The organism is Luteibacter sp. UNCMF366Tsu5.1 (genome assembly GCF_900119235.1).
Taxonomy (GTDB): Bacteria; Pseudomonadota; Gammaproteobacteria; order Xanthomonadales; family Rhodanobacteraceae; genus Luteibacter; species Luteibacter flocculans.
This window is the reverse complement of sequence record NZ_FPIS01000002.1, coordinates 480,888-500,677: the sequence shown is the minus strand read 5'-3', so window position 1 is coordinate 500,677 and position 19,790 is coordinate 480,888. Positions and strand designations below refer to the sequence as shown.

The window sequence follows — 19,790 nt, the reverse complement described above, 5'->3', positions numbered from 1 at the left end:
CGCCCGCAAGAGGGTCTCAGCCGTCGACCTCGGCCTTGCGCCGTGCCGCATAGAAAGCGGCGACGAAATCCTCGAGGCCGCCCGCCTCGATCGCCCCACGCAGACCCGCCATCAGCCGCTGGTAGTGACGCAGGTTGTGCATCGTGGCGAGCTGACTGCCGAGGATCTCGTTGCAGCGGTCCAGGTGGCGCAGATAGGCGCGGGAGAAGCCGTTGGCGCAGGCATAGCAGTCGCAGCCTTCCTCGATCACCCGGGTATCCGCCGCGAACTTCGCGTTGCGGATGCGCAGCGTGCCCTCGGCCGTGAACAGGAAGCCGTTGCGGGCGTTGCGGGTGGGCATGACGCAGTCGAACATGTCGATGCCGCGGCGCACCGCTTCCACGATGTCCTCCGGCCGCCCCACGCCCATAAGGTAGCGCGGACGGTCCTTCGGCAGCATCGGCAGGGTGAAATCCAGCGTATGGTTGCGCTCGGCTTCCGGCTCGCCCACCGCCAGTCCGCCCACGGCGTAGCCGTCGAAGCCGATATCGATCAGGCGCTCGGCGGAGCGTCGGCGCAGGTGCTCGAAGGTGCTGCCCTGGACGATGCCGAACAGCGCATTGGGGTTGCGCAGGTCGTCGAACGCGCGGCGCGAACGCTCCGCCCAGCGTAGGCTGAGCTCCATGGAATCGGAAGCGACCTTGTCCGTCGCCGGGTACGGCGTGCACTCGTCGAAGATCATGGCGATGTCGGAATCCAGCACTTTCTGGATCCGCATCGATTCCTCGGGGGACAGGAATACCTTGGAACCGTCCACGGGCGAGGCGAAGGTCACCCCTTCCTCGGTGATCTTCCGCTTGTGCGCCAGCGAGAACACTTGGAACCCGCCCGAATCGGTAAGGATCGGCTTGTCCCAGCCGATAAAGCGGTGCAGGCCACCGAACTCGCCGACGATGTCGAGGCCGGGGCGAAGGAACAGGTGGAAGGTATTGCCGAGGATGATCTCCGCGCCGGTCTCAAGGACATCGCGCGGGGTCATCGCCTTCACGGAGCCATAGGTGCCCACGGGCATGAAAGCGGGGGTTTCTACCGTGCCACGGCCGAAACGGAGACGGCCGCGCCGGGCCGCGCCATCGGTGGCGAGGAGTTCGAAGGGAAGCTGGGTCATGCCGCTATTCTAGCGGCGTGAGTCGGCCCTTTGGGCCTGTAAGTCGCCGCCTGCGGCGGCTGTGAACCGTGAGCTGCCGCCCGCGAATGACCCACTTACGGTTCACAGGCCGCGTAGCGGCCGACTCACAGGCCCAAAGGGCCGACTCACACCCCTAAAGTTTCGCAAGTTCCCGCCGATTCCCTGTGTTACAGGAGCGTGCCCATTCGGGGCCCGCAGGGCCTCGGAGGACATCTCCTTGATCATCCAGCCGACCAGTCTCGCCGCCCAGTTGTGGGCCGGCGCGGCCGCGGGTACCACAGCCGCGGCGGACAGCTGGCGGGTCGGCGCCCTGTTGTCGGCGCGGGTGATGGGCCAGAACGATATCGGCAAGCTATTGCTGGAAATCGGCGGCTTGGCTGTGGAAGCCGACGCGGCCGGCACCCAGTTGCCCCCGCAGTTCCAGGTTCGGGTGCTTACCCAGGGGCCGCAGCCGCAACTCGAGGTCGTCCTCGGCAATACCGACGAACGGGTGGCAATGCAGGGCCTGCGCGAACGCCTGCCGCAGCAGAACGGCTACGCGCCTTTGCTCGGTGTGCTCGCCGCTCTCGGTCGCCGGCCGATCGCCCGCGTGCTGCCCGCGCCGTTGCGCGCGGCGCTGGCGACGCTGGAAGCCGCGATCAACAAGCCTGCGGACGTGAGTTCGCCATCCGGCATGAAGGAAGCCATCGCCAAGAGCGGCGCCTTCCTCGAAGCGCATCTCGCCGAGCGCAAGCAGGAAGCACCGGCCTCCGACGACTTCAAGGCCGCCCTGCTCGCCCTGCGTCGCACGCTGGCCGAACTTCCCGCCACACGGCCTGGCAACGCCGCCATGCCGCGCCCCACCAGTGACACACCGCCACCGCTCGCGCAGCGTCCCCTGGTCGCCCAATCGCGGGCGGCGGATCTGGCCGTCACCGAAGAAGACGTGGACGGCCTCGTCGGCCAGCTTCGTGCCGACACGCGCGCCGCACTCGCACGCGTCGAAATTGGTCAGCTCGAATCGCAACCGCAGGCCGGCCTGTGGATGATCGAAATCCCGCTGGCGGGCGTCCGGGGTTACGACGTGCTCCAGCTTCGCATCGAAGAAGGCAAGGCCGCGCCCGGTGAGGCCGAAGGCCCCTGGACCGTGGGCTTCGCCATCGATCCGCCGGCCCTCGGCGCCGTGCAGGGCGAAATCCAACTGCGCGTGCCTCGCGTGTCGGTACGCCTGTGGGCGCAGCACGGGGAAACCGTGGGCCGGCTGGAGAACGAATTCGTCTCGCTGCGTCGCCTTCTCGAGAAGAGTGGCCTGATCCTCGACAACTTTGCCTGCATGCACGGCCTGCCGGTACCCACCAGCGCCTACAGCGCGGTCCTGCTGGAAGCCCGCGCATGAACCCGTCGCTCCCGTCACCCCGGCGCAGCGTCACGCTGCGGCTCGCGTCGCCCAGCAGCAACGGCAACAGTCAGCGCATCGATGCGGACGGCGTGAAGGCCATGCTGGAACGCGCCCAGGCCCTCGGGCTGGCACCGCAACTCGATCCGCAGATCGCCGCCCTGCTGGCTGCTGTTCGTCTGCGCGACGACGTACCGCCGGAGCTGTACGCAGCGCTCGCCGCCGTCGTGGGCACGCTGCTGGCCGCAGTCGAAGACTGAGAACCACTCATCCCCATATATTGAAAAGACGCGCCGAACCGCGAGTCTTTTCTGTCGTCACGTTACCCTCAGCGTCGACACCGTAGGTGCTTATGTCACCTACGAGGTAGTCCTGCACAAGGTTGCCGCAGAGAAGGAAGCGGGATGACTCGTCTACCCCGACCGGAAGATCGAGTCGGCGAACGTCGACCAATAAGGAACGGAACCGGACGAGGCCATCCACTCTTGCAGAAAGATCGTTGTATTCGATGGATTGATGCAGATTGACTCGGTGCTTACCCCGATGAGTCAGGCCATCGTCGCCTTTACTGTCAGGGTTAGCCCCATACGTCCTGACCACCTCCCGATTGAACAAGCCAGCTGAACGAACGAGCTCCTTGTCCTCGTTAATCCTGTTTTCGATCCACTCAATCGATGTCGCGTCGAGATCGGAATCGATTACCTTAATGCGACCACCTTCGTGAACGAGATCGAAGCGAGAACCCATGATATCCGGGCGCTGAATTTCCATGGCGTCCAGCGTGACTGACAGGCGCTCTGCGACAGGGACGAAAGCACGCTCGACCGCGCTTTTTCGCTCAAACCACTGAAGTAGGGCGCTCACCGCCTCTTTGGGCAGGAGTTCTTTGGCGTCTGATAACATCTCCGTTGTCGCCACCTCTTCCTTGAAAGCATTGTCCTGCCGAAGACGATAAAGATCGGGGAGACCGGAAATGCCAATCATGGACGAGACCCCCGGTACCACTCCCGGCATACGTGCTGGAACTCAGTCACACGCTGGACCTTGCCGTCGTCCAAAAATGCCGTGACATAAGCGGTGGGCACATAGGTGATGTCCCAGAAAACCGGGGGATGGGAGATCCGATGCATACGTACAGGCCCCTGCATACCTGGGCCCCTGCACTCGCCAATATTCAACCGCGCGCTGAACTCGCCATCTGAATCCGTATAGCCTTCAACGGTGTCTAGTATCGCCTTTTGTTTCGTGACGGGATCGAAGTCAACAGCAACGACGATGACATGCTCCCCCATCGGCGCAGGATGGTTTCCGGTACTGTCGTAAACGCTTGCCGTTACATCCAGCACTCGTGCGGCGTTCGATCCTCCCGGGACCAGATAGGTCATACCGTATGTTGGCGCTAGATGAGAGATGTCCTCATCGCTGATTTTATTTGTAACAACGGTAGAGCCGCCAGCTGCATCAGACGTGTGGATCGTATAGCTACTAGATGGGTGAGGCAGACCTTGCGCCTTGCGAGCTCGAAGGATGAGGGGCTTGGAAGATGGAAGTGTGGCCACCTTTCCCGCAGGAATAGCGCCCCATCTTCCACTCTGCAGCACTTCAAGCGTCACCCCCGATGGCCCATCAAACTTCAGTTTTGTCATTTGCTGAGACGAGGGAAGTGAGAGAACGTAATAGTCCACGTCGTACTCCGAATCCAAGTTCGCGACGACGTGCTGGTTTCCCTGCAGCAATCTCGGAGTTGTTGGCGTGTCGTTCGGTTCGTACCAGTCCGGATTGCCCGAAGCATCGACTTGAAGCTGAAACGGCGTGCCCTGCCGCATGCCATCCCCTCCAATCATGACCAACCAACGACTCAGCGCGGGCGAAACGACTTGCAGGAATGTCTCCGCCCCGCCCGACGGCTCTGTGGCCAAAATCTTCGGCTCACCGTCCTTTCCTACCCTTGCCAAGTGGACATCGTAAGAGCTCTTTGCCGCGGGAGCGGCTATCGTGACGCTGAGTTTTGAGCCAACTGTTTCGTTTGTGAGGAACTGAAAGCATTGGATACCGCCGACAGGCTCGGCGGATACGTCGTAGATCGGACCGGTCTGAATCTCGTCGCAACCTTGCGCCGGTGGAGGCGCAGATGGTGTGGCTTTGGCCCCTTGTGCCCGGATTGTTGCCGCTGCGGATGCCGCTCCCATGGCGACCCATAGCGATAGGGCAATGGTACGAGAACGCATGCTTGACTCCCTTCCCCGTGAATGTCACTCAGGTTAGGCAGCGAACGGAACTGGTTATGCCGGCTATTGCAGACAGGCGGGTTGGGTGCCGGACGGTTCGATAACGAGGTGTCACTTACCGCGCGTAAGCCTGCTGTCCATTGGTACGGGCGCGTAGGCAACACCGGACACATGTGGGAGCCGCTATAGCGGCGAGAAGCCAACGAAGCGGTGAAGCCGAAACCGACATCGCCCGGCCCCAGCATCGACCAACCTCAAGGCAAGCTTCCCCTCGCCGCCATGGCGGCTCCTAAGAGAGCGCAGAACACCTGTGGGAGCTGAAGAAAATCAACCGACACCCAATCCCTGGATGCTTGCCGTGCTCGCTTCGAATCCCGCGAGTTCCGCGAAGCGTCTGCCGCGGTCGGCGTAGTCGTGGAATTGATCGAAGCTGGGGGCGCCGGGGGACAGGAGTACGCAGCCGCCACCGTTCAGTGCAACGCGGGCTGCTGCCACGGCGGCCGGAAGATCGATGGCGCGGTAGACGCCTGCGATGCCGGCATGCTCGAGCGCATCGGCAATGCGCGGCCCGTTCGCGCCCTGACAGATGATGGCGTCGGGCGCATGCACGCGCATCGCTTCGACGAAAGGCGACCAGTCGAGACCGCGGTCATGCCCGCCGACGATCAACGCCGTGCGCTTTGCGCCAACGCTTTCCAGCGCGGCAAGGCTCGCCAACGGCGTGGTACTGATGGAGTCGTTGATCCAAGCAAGCCCGTCGCGCTCGCCCAGCGGTTGCAGACGATGCGGGAGCGGCGAGAAGGTCGCTACTGCAGGTGCCGCGGCCACGGCGTCGTAGCCCATGATTTCCAGCGCGGCAAGCGCGGCGCAGGCGTTGATCGCATTGTGCAGGCCGGGCGCAGAGACGCGCGACGCCTCGATCACACTTTGTTCGCCGCGGAAGATCCACCCGTCGGCGACGTGCCAGCCTGCGATGTCGCCGAAGGTGTGCAGCCTCGGATGATCGACGGCGCGCGCCAGCAAGGCAGGCTGCATCGCATTCACCAGAACCTTGCTCGATGCCGACAGCAGCTTCAGCTTGTCGTCGACGTAGCGCTCGCGCGAACCGTGCCAGTCGAGGTGCTCCTCGTAGAGGCTGGTGACCACGCCGAGATCCACGCCGGACGCCTCGCCCGTCTGGAAGCTCGACAACTCGATCACCCACAGGTCGGCGACGGCGCCGTCGAGTTCCAACAGCGGCAGACCGATGTTGCCCGCGAGCGCCGTGCGTACCCCCAGCGACCGTGCCAGGTGTGCGATGAGCGCAGACGTTGTGCTTTTGCCCTTCGTGCCGGTGACGGCGATCGTGCGTGCGCCCGCATGCGCAGCGAACCACAAGCCGGTGCCCGAGGTGAATCGCGTACCGCGTTCCGCAGCAGCCAGTAACTCGGGCTTGTACGCCGAAATGCCCGGCGACTTGATGACGACGTCGTAGCTCGCCAGCGTGTCCGCGTCGGGTGCGACACCATGCACGCTGATCGAGGGATAGGCAGCCGTCGCGGCCTCGGCTTCGCCCGCCGCGCAATACAGCGCGACGGACTGACCGGGAAGATGACGAGCGAGCGCATCGAGCGCTGCGCGCCCTTCCCGGCCGAAACCCCAGACGGCGACGCGTCGCCCGTCGAGCTCAGCCCAGTGCATCCAACGCTCCGCGCAGCCGCTCCGGCACGAGGTGCGACGCCCCCGGCATGAGCCACGGCTCCAGCGCGAGATCGGCGTCATCCAATTGCGGCCGGATCTCGCGACGGAAACGCGCCACGAGCGCGTCTTCGCGCCACTCGGGGCGATCGGCGAGCGCCGCCATCGCGGCACGTGCCTCGGCGCCCTCGCCCACGCATTCGAAGGGCTTGTGATCCTTGTATTCCAGCAGCGCATCGAAGGCGCCGGCCAGTGCATCGTCGTCGAGCAGATTGCGCCCGAAGATCGACAACAGACGCGGCTTCGCCATGAACGGCGCCAGCGCCAGGAACACGAAATGGCACTTCGGGCACTGGCCGCACCAGCGGTCCGCGGGCTTGGGCCCGAGGATGCGGAAGTTGCGGTTGCAGCTCGAGAACACCGTGAAGTAATCGCCGCCGAGACGGGCGAACGCGCTGGTCACGGCAAGTTCGGACCACGGCCGCAGCAGCGAGCAATAATCGAGATCGGCCGCGACGTGAGAGTGCAGATAATCGTGCAAGGTCTTTTCGAAGCCGAAGCCCTTGCTCCACTGGTGATTCACCTGCTGCCCCTCGTATTCCAGCGTGGCGACCGACGCCGATCGCTCGTTGGCGAACACGATGGAGTCGTATCCGTAGAGGATCGCCGCGACGGCAAGAATCGCCGAGTTGATCGCGGTGACTGGAATATGCCCGTTCCACGCGCCGAGTCGATTCAGTTCGAACAGGCCGGGCGCCAGTTCGCGGGAAATGTTGAGCGTCGACAGTCCGGTACGCGAGGCGCACTCCGCGATCAACGGCGAGTTGCCCACCCAGGTGGCCGTCGCATCCGCACCGATCGACTTGATCGCTTCGACCGCCACCACGGAATCCTTGCCGCCGCCGATCGGGAGCAACGAGCGCGGCGGCAGTCCGATCACGGGCGCGGGGGAAGGCCGTTTGGCGGAGAACGGAAAGCGAATGCGACCGCGCAGATCGAGCCCGTTGCGATACGCGAACTCGGCAAGACCGTGCAGATACAGTGCGTCGGCGAGCGACGCGCTTTCCTCATCCAGTGGCTCGCCTTCCACCACGATCGACGGCGGAATGCCTGCCTTGTAATAGCTGACGCCGGCGACCAGGTGCAGCAGACGCAGGGCCGCCGCAAACGCGGTCTCGCGTCCCACGGGCACAGCGGGCGCACCGGGGAAGGTCACGCGCTCGACAAGTTCTTCGCCGTCGTCAAACGCATAGACCAGGGAGGCCACGCCATCGGCGTAGGTGTGGCGCACGAAACGGAACGCGCGACTCTGGCGCGGATCGATCGAAACGGATGTCACGGCAGCAGTACCTCGTCGGCGGCGTCGCGCAGGTTGTAATGCGACGCCATCACGGCGCCATAGGCGCCACCCTGGGCGACCAGCACCACGTCATCTTCTTTCGATTCGGGGAGGCGCCTGTCGGAACCGAGAATGTCCCCCGATTCGCAGATCGGCCCCACCACCTGGTACATCGTGGTCGCCGGCTCGTCGAGACGAGTGAGGTTGGCGATTTCGTGCCAGGCGTCGTACAGCGCAGGACGGATGAGGCTGTTCATGCCCGTGTCGAGGCCGAGGTAGCGCACGTTCGCGCCCTTCTCCTTTTCCTGCGTGACCTTCGCGAGCAGCACACCCGCGTCGGCAACGAGATAACGACCCGGCTCCATCCAGAGCTGGAATTGCGGGTACGCCTGGCGCACGGAGGTCAGCACGCGATCGAGCGCCGCCATGTCCAGCGCCGTCTCACCGGGATGCGACGGCACGCCGAGACCACCGCCGATATTCAGCACGGCAATCGTGCCGATGCGCTCGGCCAGTGCGGCGAGCTGGGCGTACACCTCGCCCCAATGCGCCGCATCGAGGATGCCGGAGCCGAGATGCGCATGCAGGCCGATGACGCGCGCACCGGCTGCGTCCGCCAGACGCAGGAAGCGGTCCACGTGTTCCACCGGCACGCCGAACTTGCTGCCGGTGCCGCCGGTCTTCACCTTGTCGTGGTGACCGAGGCCACGGCCGAGATCCACGCGCAGCACGATGTCGCGACCGGTGAACATGTCGCCCCAATGCTCGATCGGATGCAGGGCATCGATGGTGATCGTGGCACGCGTCTGCAATGCCGTCTCGAAATCGCGGCGCGAGGCGAAATTCGGCGTGAACAGCAACGGCACGTCCGTCGGCACCGCTGCCGCAACGGTCGCCAGCTCGCCGGGCGACACGCACTCGAAGGCAAAGCCTTCCTCCGCCAGCACCGTGAGGATGCCGGGATGCGTGTTCGCCTTCACCGCATAGTGAACGCGGTCCACTGCTTTCAGCGACTTCACCCGGCGCGCCTGCGCGCGCACGGTGGGCAGGTGATAGACGTAGCGCGGCGTGCGCTCATGCGCCAGACGCAGCAGCGTGTCGCGCTCGCCCTGCCACCATGCGGCGGTGTGCGCGGCCTGCTCGCCGGAACCATACAGCGATTGCCACGACGGCCCGAACACCATGCTGTCGTCGGTGCGCAACGCACCGGCGCCGATCAGCAACTCGTGCAGGCGAGGCAGCATGTCGTCGACCACGTCTTCGTCGACCACGAAGGTCAGGTTGAGGTTGTTCGACGACTGCGAGATCAGATGCACGCGCAACTGGCCGAATTCTGCCAGCACGCCGGAGAGCTTGTGCAACATGGAACGCATGCCACGCCCCACCAGCGTGATCGCGGCACACGGCGCAATCACCTTCACCCGGCACACGCGCGCGAGATCGGCGGCGAGCGCAGCGATCGCGTCGGAGTCGAGCAGGTTCTCCGTGGGATCCAGCGAGACCGTCACGTTGGTTTCCGCCGAACCGATGAGGTCCACCGAAAGACCATGCCGCTTGAAGGCGTCGAACACGTCGGCGAGGAAGCCCACCTGCTGCCACATGCCCACCGACTCCATGGACACGAGCGTGATGCCCTTGCGCGCGCTGATCGCCTTGATGCTCGGTGCGTGTTCGCGCACTTCCGGGCCGATCGACGTGCCTTCAAGCTCCGGTCGGTTGGTGTCCTTGATGAGCAGCGGGACGCGCGGCTCGCGCAACGGCGAAAGACAACGCGGATGCAACACCTTGGCACCCGTGGAAGCGATTTCCTGAGCTTCTTCGTAATCAAGGCGCTGGAGCAGTCGCGCACCGGCCACCTGACGAGGGTTGGCGCTGAACATGCCCGCCACGTCGGTCCAGATCTCCACCCGCGCCGCGCCGAGTAGTGCACCGAAATACGCCGCCGACGTATCCGACCCGCCGCGACCGAGCAGCACTGTGCGACCGCTCTCGTCCTGCGCGATGAAACCCTGCGTGATGAACACCTCGCCACGTTCCGCGAGTGCGGCGGCAAGTGCCGCGTCGTTATGCGGTTCCACCATGGCCGAGAGCAGGCGCGTGCGCTCGTTCTGGTTTGGCAAGGCCACCGAGTGCAGGCACTCGCGGGCGTCCAGCCACGTGGTCGTGAGACCGCTGGCGGTGAGGAACGCCGCGCCGAGCGCGCTGGACATCAGTTCGCCGTGCGCCTGCACACGTGCCTGCCAGGCCAGCTCGCCCAGCTCGGCGGCGCCGATCTCGGCCAGTTGAGCGAGATCGGCGAGGCGAGCACCCAGGGTCTCCGGCATGGCCAGCGACATCTCCGCGAGCAGTGCGTGATGGCGATCGGCCAGTGCGGAGGCCGCGTCCGAGCGGCGTTTCGAATCCGCGTGCGTGCAAAGCTGTTTCAGGCCGTCGGTGATACCGGACAGGGCCGAGACCACGATCAGCACGCGCGCGCCTTCGGCGCGGCGGCTGGCGGCCAGCTCAAGGATGTTGCGCCAGCGTGCGGCGGTGGCTACGGAGGTGCCGCCGAACTTCATGACGATCCAGGGCGCGTTGACGGGCAACGGCGCGTTTGCGTATTCGCTCACGGGACTCTTTGGGCTGCTGGGGAAGGCGGTGCCGACGTATGCCGGCAAATCCGTCGAAGTGTTGCGCTGCAAGGCTGAAAACGCAAACGACGGGCAGAAGCCCAGATGCTCTCCGTGCGGCCACTTCAGCACAGGCGGTACGCAGCGGCGGGCCCGTACGTGGCAATCGTCGTGGTGTCTGCCTGCACCGCGCACCCGGGCCGTCTCGCGAGGCTTGCGGCAGGCGCCCGCTGACCTCATCCTGCCCACCTTTATCCGACGCGACGAGTTCCATGGACAACCCCGGCTACGCCCGCCGCCTCACCCTCATGGACGCTGCGCTCATCGTCATCGGCGGCATCATCGGTGGCGGCATCTTCCTCAACCCCGGCATCGTCGCGCAGCGCACCGATTCGGGATGGGTCCTGCTCGGGCTCTGGGTCGGCGGTGGCCTGCTGACCCTCATCGGCTGCCTCTGCTATGCCGAACTCGGCGCACGCCGGCCCGAAGCGGGCGGCAGCTACGTCTACCTGCGCGAGGCCTTCGGGAGGCTCGCGGGCTTTCTGTTCGGCTGGACGATGCTGCTGGTGATCTACAGCGGCAGCAGCGCGGCGGTGGCGACGATCTTCGGAAGCTACGCCACGTCGGTGTTCGGCCTGTCGCCGTCACTGGTAAAGCCGCTGGCGGTAGGGGCACTGGTGTTCGTCACCGGGCTCAATCTCTTCGGCATCCGCTTCGGTGCGCAGGTGCAGAACGTCTTCGCGATCCTGAAGCTGGCCGCCATCGCGATCCTCGTCGTCACCGGGCTAGCCTTTGCCGGTGCGGGCACGACCCAGGCACTGGAACCGACCCCGGTCGCCACCAGCGGCAGCCTCGCCGGCGCGCTGCTTCCCGTGCTGTTCGCGTTCTCCGGCTTCAGCTATCTCAACAACCTGGCGGGCGAGGTGCGCGACCCGCAGCGCACGCTGCCGAGGGCGCTGGTCCTCGGCATGCTCGTGGTCATCGCCGCCTATGTCCTCACCAACTATGCCTATCTGGCGGTGCTCGGCCATGCCGGGCTCGCCAGCAGCCATGCGCCGGCCGCGGACGTGATGAGCCGTGTCTTCGGCGACACCGGCGCCAAGATCATCGCCATCGGCATCGCGATCTCCACGCTCGGCTTCTGCAACATCACGCTCGTGGCCGGTGCACGCGTCCTCCAGGTGATGGGCCAGGACGGGCTGTTCTTCGCCAGCGTGGCGAAGCTGCACCCGCGCTACCGCACGCCCAACATCGCCCTGGTGGCGCTGGCGCTCTGGGCGATCGTGCTCGTGCTCGCGGCCAACTACGGCCAATTGCTGGACTTCGCCACCTTCGGCGACTGGGCGGCGTACGCCGTCACCATCGCCACGCTGTTCTGGTATCGCCGCCACGTGCCGGGCCGCCCGGCCTTCGTCACGCCCGCCTATCCGCTGCTGCCGCTGACGTTTCTGGCAGTCATCGTCGCGGTAGTGGTCGCCTACGCGTGGGAGAAGCCGCTCAGCGCCGGTGTCGTGTGCCTGGTGGTGTTTGCCGGGCTTCCTGTGTACGCGGTGTGGCGACGCCTGTTCAGTAAAGTGGCTCGCTGAACGGGAGCACCGATGCCACAATGGCCCGGTTCAGCCCAGGAAGTGGAACCCAGATGGCACAGCAAGGCCCGACGTCTCCCGTACCCGTTCCTGCCAAGCAGGACGCGAGCCAGCCGGCGCCCAAGCCGGTACGCGAAGGCATCGACCTCATCGTCAACGGGGAGCGCTACCGGCACACAGGCGATAAAACGATGCCGTTGCTGTGGTACCTGCGCGACGTGCTTCGCCTCACCGGCGCCAAGTACGGTTGCGACCAGGGCGATTGCGGTTTCTGCACGGTGATCGTCGACGGCAAGGCCGTGGCGTCGTGCAAGACCAAGATGGAAAAGATGTCCGGCCGCCGCGTCACCACCGTGGAAGGGCTCGCGGGTGACGACGGCAAGCTGCATCCGGTGCAGCAGGCGTGGATCGACGAGGACGCCATCATGTGCGGCTTCTGCCAGCCCGGCCAGATTATGGCGGCCGTGGATCTGCTTTCCCGGCAGAAGAACCCGTCCGACGCCGATATCGACAAGATCGGCAACCTTTGCCGCTGCGGCAGCTACGGCCGTATCCGCAAGGCCATCAAGCGCGCGGCCGCCGCCATGAAGGACGGCAAGGCATGAGCGGCGAGGTACGACTCTCCCGCCGCCGTTTCCTCAAGTACGCCGCCGGCACGGCGGGCGCCCTGGTCATAGGCATCGGCACGGCCGACGCGGTAGACCGACCGCCACCGCTCGGCCTGCTCGGCGACGCGTGGGCCCAGGTCGGCCCGTACCTGCGCATCGACGCCGATGGTCGCATCTTCATCGGCGTGCGCGATCCCGACAACGGCGAAGGCACGTCCACCTCGCTGGCGCGGATCATCGCCGAGGAGCTGGATGCCGACTGGACACGCGTTGTCGTCGAGCCGCTGGGTCTTGGCGTGACCGCCGGCAACGGCGAACCGAAATTCACCTATGGCCGCCAGCGCAGCGGCGATGCCACGAGCATCCCCGCCGCCTGGGCCGATCTTCGCCAGGCCGGCGCCCTGGGCCGCTGGCTGCTCCTGCAGGCCGCCGCACGACGTCTCGGCGTGCCTGCCGAGCAACTGCGTGGCGAAAGCGGCATGGCCGTGGCGGCCGATGGGCGGCGCATCTCGTACGCCGATCTCGCGTCCGCTGCGGCAAGCATCGATGCGCCTTCGGCTCCGCCCCCGCTCAAATCGCCCGATCGCTATCACCTCATCGGCCAGCCCGCGGGCGACGTGGATGCAAGCGCGGTCGTGACCGGCGCGCTGCGCTACGCCTTCGACGAGACCATCGGCGACCCGGTCATCGCCGTGCTCGCACGTTGCCCGTACCCGGGTGGATCGCTCGATACCGCCGAGCGCGATGCAGCGATGAAGGTCGACGGCGTGTACGCCGTCATCGATCTCACGCCTGAGCAGGGTCAACCGGCCGGCATGGCCGCGCAGGCGCCGGCCCTGGTGGTGCTCGCACGCGATACCTGGTCGGCCCTGGCAGGACGAAGCGCGCTCGACGCGCGCTGGAAGGCAGGCAATACCGTGGAGCCCGCCGCCTCCGTCCTGGAACAGAAGGCGCTCGAACTGTTTGACGACGACACCGCGACGCCCACGACGGTGCGCGCGGATGGCGACATCACCAGCGCCCGCAAGAAGGCCGCACGCGCGCTGGAAGCCACCTATTTCCAGCCGTGGGTGGCGCACGCCACCGCCGAGACGCCCAACTGCGTCGTTCGCCTGGATCCCGATACCAGCGTGACGGTGATCGCCGCCACGCAGTCGCCGCGTCAGGTCTACACCGTGGTCCAGCGGATGACCGGTTTCCGGCCGGACCAGATCGACATCCAGGTGCCGCGCGGCGGCGGCGGTTTCGGTCGACGGCTGGAGCAGGACTACATCGCCGAGGCCATGGCGATCGCACTGGCCAAGAAGCCCGACGAGATCCGCAATCGTCCGGTGAAGGTGCTCTGGACCCGCGACGACGACCTCGCACGCGACTACTACCGACCGCTGGCCGTCCACCGGCTCAACGCGTCGCTCGATCGCAGGAAGGCCATCGTCGGCTGGCATCAGCGTATGGCGAGCCCGTCGGCGCTGGCCGGTCGCGGTACGCCCGACAATCGCCTGTGGCAGTCCGAGCTGGTGGCGGACGCCCTGCCGGCCGGCCTGGTGCCCAACTTCCGCAGCGACTGGTATGCGCTGGACTCCACTCTTGCCCGAGGCGAATGGCGCGGCTCGCCCCACGTCACGCCGACCTTCGCCAGCGAGAGCTTTATCGACGAGCTGGCGCATGCAGTGAAGGCCAATCCGCTCGACTTCCGCCTCGCGCTGCTGGGCGATCCGCGCCAGTTGCCCTATGGCGGACGCGGTGGCCCGCTCGATACCGGCCGTCTCGCCAATGTGCTCCGTCTCGCGGCCGACAAGCTCGACTGGAGTCGCTGGCTGCGCAGCGAGAACGGCCTGGGCATCGCCTGTGCCTACGTGTTCGGCGCGTATGTCGCGCATGCCATCGAGGTCGCCCCGACCGCAGACGGCATCGATATCCACCGCGTCGTCTGCGTAGCGGACGTGGGCCGCGTCATCAATCCGCTCGGCCTGGAAGCCCAATTGCAGGGGGCCACGATGGATGCGCTTTCGACCGCGCTCAATCTTGCGATCACCGTGAAGGATGGCCGGGTCCAGCAGACCGGCTTCCGCGACTACCCGATCGCAGCGACCCAGCCCATGCCGTACGAGATCGAGACGGTGATCGTGCCGTCCACGGCCGATCCGTCGGGCGCCAGCGTGATCGCCGTCCCCTCGGCAGCGCCTGCACTCGCCAACGCCGTCTTCCGCGCCACCGCCGTCCGTGTGCGTCGCCTGCCGCTGCTCCGCGAACTGGCGCGACTGCGCTAGTTTCTTTCCCGCTTTCCCGAGGTATCGCATGACCACCGCATCGTTCACCTCGGGACCGCCCCCGCGGACCGACGCCGACCTGATCGGCAGCAACAAGCGCTTTTACGATGCCTTGTGGGCGGAAGCGAAGCTGTTCGCGCCGGAGCGCTTCAACACTTGGCCGCTGGTAGCCGAACTCGCCGCGGCGACGTCGCGCCGGCTGGAAGTCGCGCCAGGCCTTCGGCCTCGCCTGCCTCTTGCCGACACGCAGTTCGTGGACCTCAGCCGCCCGGCGCTGCGCGAACTCGGCCGGCATGGCGCACGCGTCGCCAACGCCATGATCGGCGCGCTGCCGTTCCGTGACGCGAGTTTCGATTTCGTCTGCGCCTTCGACATTCTCGAACACGTTGTGGACGACGAGGGCGCACTGGGCGAACTCGCCCGCGTGGCCGAGCCCGGCGCCCGGCTGCTGCTTTCGGTCCCCCTGCACCCGTCCGCCTGGACCGCCTTCGACGATTTCGTGGGGCATTACCGCCGCTATGAGCCCGAGGCGATCCGCGATCTGCTGGCCCGCCATGGCTTTGCGATCGAACGCAGCGCGGTCTACGGCATGCAGCCGAAGTCCTCGAAGTTGCTGGATCTGGGCCAGTGGTACCTGACCCATCAGCGTGCCCGTGCCATGTGGTGGTACAACCGCGTGTTCATGCCCCTGGGCGTGCGTTTCCAGAAGCCGCTGGCCTTCACGCCGGGCTTCGAGCCGGGTCCCGGCGTGGACGAAGTCCTGCTGGTCTGCCGCAAGGCGGTCGCTTAAATCGAGTAAAAACAGGGGCTTTACACATGGCGCGGCGCAACTGGTTATGATGCGCCATTCCCCAAGCCCCGGACGCGACCTGCATGCTCTACCTCATGCACGAATGGCAACGCTCGATGCTCAGCCCGCTTTCCTACTGGGCCGAGGCAGGCGCGAAGATGTTTGGCGACATCGCCAGCCCCTTCGCCCGCGTACCGGGCGCGGAACGCGCCGCCGCCGGTTGCGAACTGATGTACCGCCTGGGCAAGGCGTACGAGAAGCCCGAGTTCGACATCCATAGCGTGCATGCGCACGGGCACGACGTCGCCATCGTCGAACAGGTGTCGATGGCCAAGCCGTTCTGCACGCTGAAGCGGTTCAAGCGCTTCTCCGACGACCAGGCCACGGTCGACCGCATGAAGCACGATCCCGCGGTGCTGGTCGTGGCGCCTTTGTCCGGCCACCATTCCACGCTGCTGCGCGACACCGTGCGCACCCTGCTGCGCGATCACAAGGTGTACATCACCGACTGGGTCGACGCGCGCATGGTGCCGCTCGATCAGGGCTCGTTCTCGCTCGCCGACTACGTCTCGTACATCGAGGAATTCATTCGCCACGTGGGCGTGCATCGCGCGCACGTCGTGTCGGTATGCCAGCCCACCGTGCCGGTGCTGGCGGCGGTGTCGCTGATGGCCGCACGCGGCGAAGCCACGCCGGCCACGCTCACCCTCATGGGCGGCCCGATCGACACGCGCAAGAGCCCCACCAGCGTGGACAACCTCGCCACCACGCGACCGCTGTCGTGGTTCCGCAATCAACTGATCCACAAGGTGCCCTATCAGTATCCGGGCGCCGGCCGCGACGTCTATCCGGGCTTCCTGCAGCACGCGGGTTTCCTCGCCATGAACCCGAGCCGGCACGTCATGTCGCATTGGGATTTCTACGAGAACCTGCGCAAGGGCGATCTCGACGACGCCGAGGCGCATCGCAAGTTCTACGACGAATACAACGCCGTGCTCGACATGCCGGCCGAGTATTACCTCGATACCATCGAGACCGTGTTCCAGGAACATCGCCTGCCCAAGGGCACGTGGGAAGTCCATGGCGAACTCGTGCAGCCGGCGAAGATCAAGGACACCGCGCTGCTCACCATCGAAGGCGAACTCGACGACATCTCCGGCCTCGGTCAGACCGAAGCGGCGCATGGTCTGTGCAAGGGCATCGCGAAGAAGCGGCGCAAGCACATCACCGTGGAAGGCGCCGGCCATTACGGCATCTTCAGCGGCCGTCGCTGGCGCGACGTGGTCTACCCCGACGTGCGCGACTTCATCAAGGCGTTCGACCGGGGCAACAGCAACACCGGCGCGCAGGGCACGCGCAAGGCCTGACGCTCAGAGCAACAGCCAGCCCAACAACGCGACCACCACGAAGAACGGCGTGGACCACAGATGGAACGTGGCCCACGCCTTTTTTTCGCCCAGCAATCGCAGCGCAATCAGGTTCGCCAGCGAACCCAGCACGAAACCGAAACCGCCGACGTTCACGCCGTACGCGAGCGTGCGCCAGTCGTGCGAATACTCCGCCAGCAGAATCGCGGCCGGCACGTTGCTTACCACCTGTGACGCGAGGGCACCGGTGACGTAGAGATGCGTCGCGTGGTCCAGCCCAAGCCCGCCCACGAAGCTCTTCACCGCTGGCAAACCCGCGAGCAGGCGCAGGTCGATGAACATCAGCACGAAGGTCAGCAACAGACCCCAGTCGATGCTCGCGACCACGCGACGGCGGAAGGCGACAAACACTACCATCACGCCGAGCAGCGCCCAGCCGACGTAGTGCAGATCCGCCAGCACGATGAAGGGCACGTAGAGCAACGCAGCGACCAAGAGCATAGGGCGATCGACGCTTTCGTCGCCACGGCCATGCACTTCGAGCGGTTCCGCGGGAAACGCCAGCGCTGTCAGCGCCAGCAACAGGATCAGGGCGATACCGGCAAGCGGCAGCATGGCCCAGACGAAGCCGCCGAAACCGTTGTTCCACTGCTGCCACAGGAAGAGATTCTGCGGATTGCCGATCGGCGTCAGCATCGAACCGGCGTTGACCGCCAGCGCCTGGAAGACGACCAGCCGCGTGGCCGGCATGCGCGCGATGCGACACATGGTCAGGGCGAGCGGCACCATCACGAACAAGGCCACGTCGTTCGTCAGCAACATCGACAGCACGGCCGTCGCGGCAACGAGGCCAAGCGCGGCGACGCGTCGCGTCGACATGCGATCGATGAGCCAGCGCCCGGCCACTTCCAGGGCGCCACTCGAATCCACCGCGCGCGTCAGTATGAGAAGGCCGGTCAACGCCGCAATGGTCGGCCAGTCGACCAGCCCCGGCCAGTCCGGCAGCCGAGACGGCATGACGACGGCAAACACGATCGCTGCCACGAGCAGCGTGATAAAGAGCATGTCGCGGCGCAGCGCGCGCAACGATTCAGGCAACCACGTCATCGATAACATCCCACCACGAGTGGCGGGATGATAGCGGAAGTATCGGAGCGAACCTTTCGACTCGGGTCGCTCTCACGCGGCCGTCACGAACGCCGGAAGGCCGGCGATCATGAGGGAGGAAACGTCAGTCCTTCTCGCGGGGCACGTCGACCTTGCCGGTCACGCTCCGATGACTGACGCTGCCGCTACCGACCGTGCGCACGGTGAGATTGCCGTGCACGTCGTCGACGTCGACGTCGCCGGAACCGACGGTCGCTACCTCGATATCGCCGCTGACGCCGCTGATCTTGGCGTCGCCCGAGCCGACCGTGCCGATGCGCACGCCGCCGTCCACGCGCTTCGCGATGAAATCGCCCGAACCGATCGTTTCGACGGTGACCGCGCCCACCTGTTCCAGCTTCACGTCACCCGAGCCCACGGTCATGCTCACGGGGCCCTTGATCTCACGCGCTTCGAGGTCGCCCGAGCCCACGGCGCCGTCGAGCGACGCCACGTTGCGAACCATCGCATCGCCCGAGCCGACGTTGACCTTGACCGGGATGTTCGAGGGCACCGTGGCCTCGACCTTGAGGCTGTTGTAGTGGCTGCCGAAACCCGACCAGCCGCCATTGCGCCTGTTCTTCATCTCGACCACCAGCGTGTCGCCATCGCGCTCCTGGGTCACGACGAGATCGTCGACGGCCTCCTGCTCCGATGCGCAGGCCTTGCCGCGCACCGTACCTTTGCCGGCAGGGCCGCCGCCGGAAAGGTGCAGGTCGTAGGCGCTGACGGCAAAACGCACCGCGCGCACGCCAGTCAAGTCCAGATCGAGATTGCGATCCGCATGGAACTTGCACGGCTCGTCATTGGCGAGAGCCACGGCCGGCAGCAGCAACAGCGAGGCAAGGATCAGGTAGCGCATGTATTTTCCCCATGGTGTGAACGCGTTGACCCCCTATGGATGCAGCGCACTCGCAAAAGGTTGCAACCGACGTCTTCACGTGAAGATGACCGGCGGCCAACAGGCACGTCAACCGCCGCCGGTTCGACACGTTTTCCACCGTGCAAGTCCAACCGGAGACCACCGTATGCAACGCAAGACCCTTCTCGCCAGTGCCGCCGCCCTCCTCCTCGCCGGCTCGACTGCCTTTGCCGTCGCGCAGGACGCCGCTCCGCCCGCTCCGCCCGCACCTGCGGCGCGCGGGGCCCAGCCCGCCAACCCACCGCAGGGTCCGAAGTGGGGCCATGGCGGCGATCACGACCGCGGCGGCTGGGGCCGTCATGGTCACGGCGACATGCGCAACGCCGGTGTGATCGGCGACCTGCGCTCGCTGGAACGCCTCTACATCGCCAGCGGACGCAGCAAGGAACTCCCGGCGCTGTACAACGAGGTGCTGGCGAAGTCGCAGAACCCGATGGTGCGCGACTACGCGTACCGCCATCTGGCTCGCGCACAGATGCAGCCGCAAAATGTGGATGCAGCGATCGCCACGATGCGCAAGAGCCTCGACGAGAGCCTCGCCCAGGACCAGAAGCGCCACCAGGACAAGCAGCGCATGCAGGACCGCGCAGCCGCGAAGTCTGCCAGCGCGAAGTGATGTAACAAGGCGGGGCCCATCGCCCCGCCTTCTTTTGTAGGAGCCGCCATGGCGGCTCCTACCAGAGCGCCGATTCGGCAAAAACCTTT

General features: G+C 65.9%; 16 protein-coding genes. 8 read left to right on the top strand and 8 right to left on the bottom strand.

The annotated features are described in order from the left end of the window. Positions 1-16: 16 nt before the first annotated feature. Complete coding sequence (tgt, locus tag BT115_RS11410; RefSeq protein WP_072322725.1) at positions 17-1,147, bottom strand: tRNA guanosine(34) transglycosylase Tgt; 1,131 nt, start codon at positions 1,145-1,147, stop codon at positions 17-19. A gap of 238 nt (positions 1,148-1,385) precedes the next feature. On the opposite strand from tgt, the gene BT115_RS11405 reads away from it, so the two are divergent. Next, complete coding sequence (locus BT115_RS11405) at positions 1,386-2,543, top strand: flagellar hook-length control protein FliK (RefSeq protein ID WP_072322724.1); 1,158 nt, start codon at positions 1,386-1,388, stop codon at positions 2,541-2,543. Further along, positions 2,540-2,803 carry a hypothetical protein gene (locus BT115_RS11400; protein WP_072322723.1) on the top strand — a complete coding sequence of 88 codons (264 nt, stop codon included), beginning with the start codon at positions 2,540-2,542 and terminating at the stop codon, positions 2,801-2,803. The genes BT115_RS11405 and BT115_RS11400 overlap by 4 nt, the downstream gene beginning before the upstream one ends. 7 nt (positions 2,804-2,810) lie before the next feature. On the opposite strand, the gene BT115_RS11395 is transcribed toward BT115_RS11400, so the two are convergent. From BT115_RS11395 to BT115_RS11375, 5 genes are all read right to left on the bottom strand, one after another. Then, entirely contained in the window at positions 2,811-3,527 is a 717-nt protein-coding gene (locus BT115_RS11395; protein WP_072322722.1) for a hypothetical protein, read from the bottom strand. Beyond that, positions 3,524-4,771, bottom strand: coding sequence for a hypothetical protein (locus BT115_RS18460; protein ID WP_143144540.1), 1,248 nt, complete (start codon positions 4,769-4,771; stop codon positions 3,524-3,526). The genes BT115_RS11395 and BT115_RS18460 overlap by 4 nt, the downstream gene beginning before the upstream one ends. Before the next feature lie 327 nt (positions 4,772-5,098). Beyond that, complete coding sequence (gene murD, locus BT115_RS11385) at positions 5,099-6,451, bottom strand: UDP-N-acetylmuramoyl-L-alanine--D-glutamate ligase (protein ID WP_072322720.1); 1,353 nt, start codon at positions 6,449-6,451, stop codon at positions 5,099-5,101. Next, positions 6,438-7,787: a UDP-N-acetyl-alpha-D-muramoyl-L-alanyl-L-glutamate epimerase gene (gene murL, locus BT115_RS11380; RefSeq protein ID WP_255369409.1), complete on the bottom strand. Its 1,350-nt coding sequence runs from the start codon at positions 7,785-7,787 to the stop codon at positions 6,438-6,440. Before murL ends, murD begins: the two co-directional genes overlap by 14 nt. Beyond that, a complete protein-coding gene (locus tag BT115_RS11375) occupies positions 7,784-10,396 on the bottom strand; it encodes a bifunctional aspartate kinase/diaminopimelate decarboxylase (protein ID WP_255369408.1) in 2,613 nt (870 codons plus the stop codon). Before BT115_RS11375 ends, murL begins: the two co-directional genes overlap by 4 nt. Positions 10,397-10,668: 272 nt before the next feature. On the opposite strand from BT115_RS11375, the gene BT115_RS11370 reads away from it, so the two are divergent. The 5 genes from BT115_RS11370 (at position 10,669) to phaZ (ending at position 17,017) form a co-directional block, all read left to right on the top strand. Further along, positions 10,669-11,982: an APC family permease gene (locus tag BT115_RS11370; protein ID WP_072322719.1), complete on the top strand. Its 1,314-nt coding sequence runs from the start codon at positions 10,669-10,671 to the stop codon at positions 11,980-11,982. A gap of 53 nt (positions 11,983-12,035) precedes the next feature. Next, positions 12,036-12,587 carry a (2Fe-2S)-binding protein gene (locus tag BT115_RS11365; protein WP_072322718.1) on the top strand — a complete coding sequence of 184 codons (552 nt, stop codon included), beginning with the start codon at positions 12,036-12,038 and terminating at the stop codon, positions 12,585-12,587. After that, positions 12,584-14,860: a xanthine dehydrogenase family protein molybdopterin-binding subunit gene (locus BT115_RS11360; RefSeq protein WP_072322717.1), complete on the top strand. Its 2,277-nt coding sequence runs from the start codon at positions 12,584-12,586 to the stop codon at positions 14,858-14,860. The genes BT115_RS11365 and BT115_RS11360 overlap by 4 nt, the downstream gene beginning before the upstream one ends. A gap of 28 nt (positions 14,861-14,888) precedes the next feature. Further along, on the top strand, positions 14,889-15,650 hold the full coding sequence (locus tag BT115_RS11355) for a class I SAM-dependent methyltransferase (protein ID WP_072322716.1): 762 nt from the start codon (positions 14,889-14,891) through the stop codon (positions 15,648-15,650). A gap of 83 nt (positions 15,651-15,733) precedes the next feature. After that, positions 15,734-17,017: a polyhydroxyalkanoate depolymerase gene (gene phaZ, locus BT115_RS11350; protein ID WP_072322715.1), complete on the top strand. Its 1,284-nt coding sequence runs from the start codon at positions 15,734-15,736 to the stop codon at positions 17,015-17,017. Positions 17,018-17,020: 3 nt separating this feature from the next. Here the strand turns inward: phaZ and BT115_RS11345 are convergent, their stop codons facing one another. Both BT115_RS11345 and BT115_RS11340 read right to left on the bottom strand, forming a co-directional pair. After that, positions 17,021-18,124 (bottom strand): SLC13 family permease, encoded by a 1,104-nt coding sequence (locus BT115_RS11345; protein ID WP_072322714.1) that lies wholly within the window; start codon positions 18,122-18,124, stop codon positions 17,021-17,023. Between the two features lie 124 nt (positions 18,125-18,248). Beyond that, positions 18,249-19,025, bottom strand: coding sequence for a DUF4097 family beta strand repeat-containing protein (locus BT115_RS11340; RefSeq protein WP_072322713.1), 777 nt, complete (start codon positions 19,023-19,025; stop codon positions 18,249-18,251). A gap of 166 nt (positions 19,026-19,191) precedes the next feature. Here BT115_RS11340 and BT115_RS11335 point away from each other — a divergent pair, with 166 nt between their 5' ends. After that, entirely contained in the window at positions 19,192-19,701 is a 510-nt protein-coding gene (locus BT115_RS11335) for a hypothetical protein (RefSeq protein WP_072322712.1), read from the top strand. The last annotated feature ends 89 nt before the right edge of the window (positions 19,702-19,790 follow it).

Excerpts from the sequence above, each read along its gene's own strand:
- BT115_RS11345 (WP_072322714.1), bottom strand. The coding sequence starts at position 18,124 with ATGACGTGGTTGCCTGAATCGTTGCGCGCGCTGCGCCGCGACATGCTC.
- BT115_RS11395 (WP_072322722.1), bottom strand. The coding sequence starts at position 3,527 with ATGATTGGCATTTCCGGTCTCCCCGATCTTTATCGTCTTCGGCAGGAC.
- BT115_RS11370 (WP_072322719.1), top strand. The coding sequence starts at position 10,669 with ATGGACAACCCCGGCTACGCCCGCCGCCTCACCCTCATGGACGCTGCG.
- BT115_RS11340 (WP_072322713.1), bottom strand. The coding sequence starts at position 19,025 with ATGCGCTACCTGATCCTTGCCTCGCTGTTGCTGCTGCCGGCCGTGGCT.
- murD (WP_072322720.1), bottom strand. The coding sequence starts at position 6,451 with ATGCACTGGGCTGAGCTCGACGGGCGACGCGTCGCCGTCTGGGGTTTC.
- BT115_RS11355 (WP_072322716.1), top strand. The coding sequence starts at position 14,889 with ATGACCACCGCATCGTTCACCTCGGGACCGCCCCCGCGGACCGACGCC.
- BT115_RS11335 (WP_072322712.1), top strand. The coding sequence starts at position 19,192 with ATGCAACGCAAGACCCTTCTCGCCAGTGCCGCCGCCCTCCTCCTCGCC.
- tgt (WP_072322725.1), bottom strand. The coding sequence starts at position 1,147 with ATGACCCAGCTTCCCTTCGAACTCCTCGCCACCGATGGCGCGGCCCGG.
- BT115_RS18460 (WP_143144540.1), bottom strand. The coding sequence starts at position 4,771 with ATGCGTTCTCGTACCATTGCCCTATCGCTATGGGTCGCCATGGGAGCG.
- BT115_RS11360 (WP_072322717.1), top strand. The coding sequence starts at position 12,584 with ATGAGCGGCGAGGTACGACTCTCCCGCCGCCGTTTCCTCAAGTACGCC.
- phaZ (WP_072322715.1), top strand. The coding sequence starts at position 15,734 with ATGCTCTACCTCATGCACGAATGGCAACGCTCGATGCTCAGCCCGCTT.
- BT115_RS11365 (WP_072322718.1), top strand. The coding sequence starts at position 12,036 with ATGGCACAGCAAGGCCCGACGTCTCCCGTACCCGTTCCTGCCAAGCAG.
- BT115_RS11400 (WP_072322723.1), top strand. The coding sequence starts at position 2,540 with ATGAACCCGTCGCTCCCGTCACCCCGGCGCAGCGTCACGCTGCGGCTC.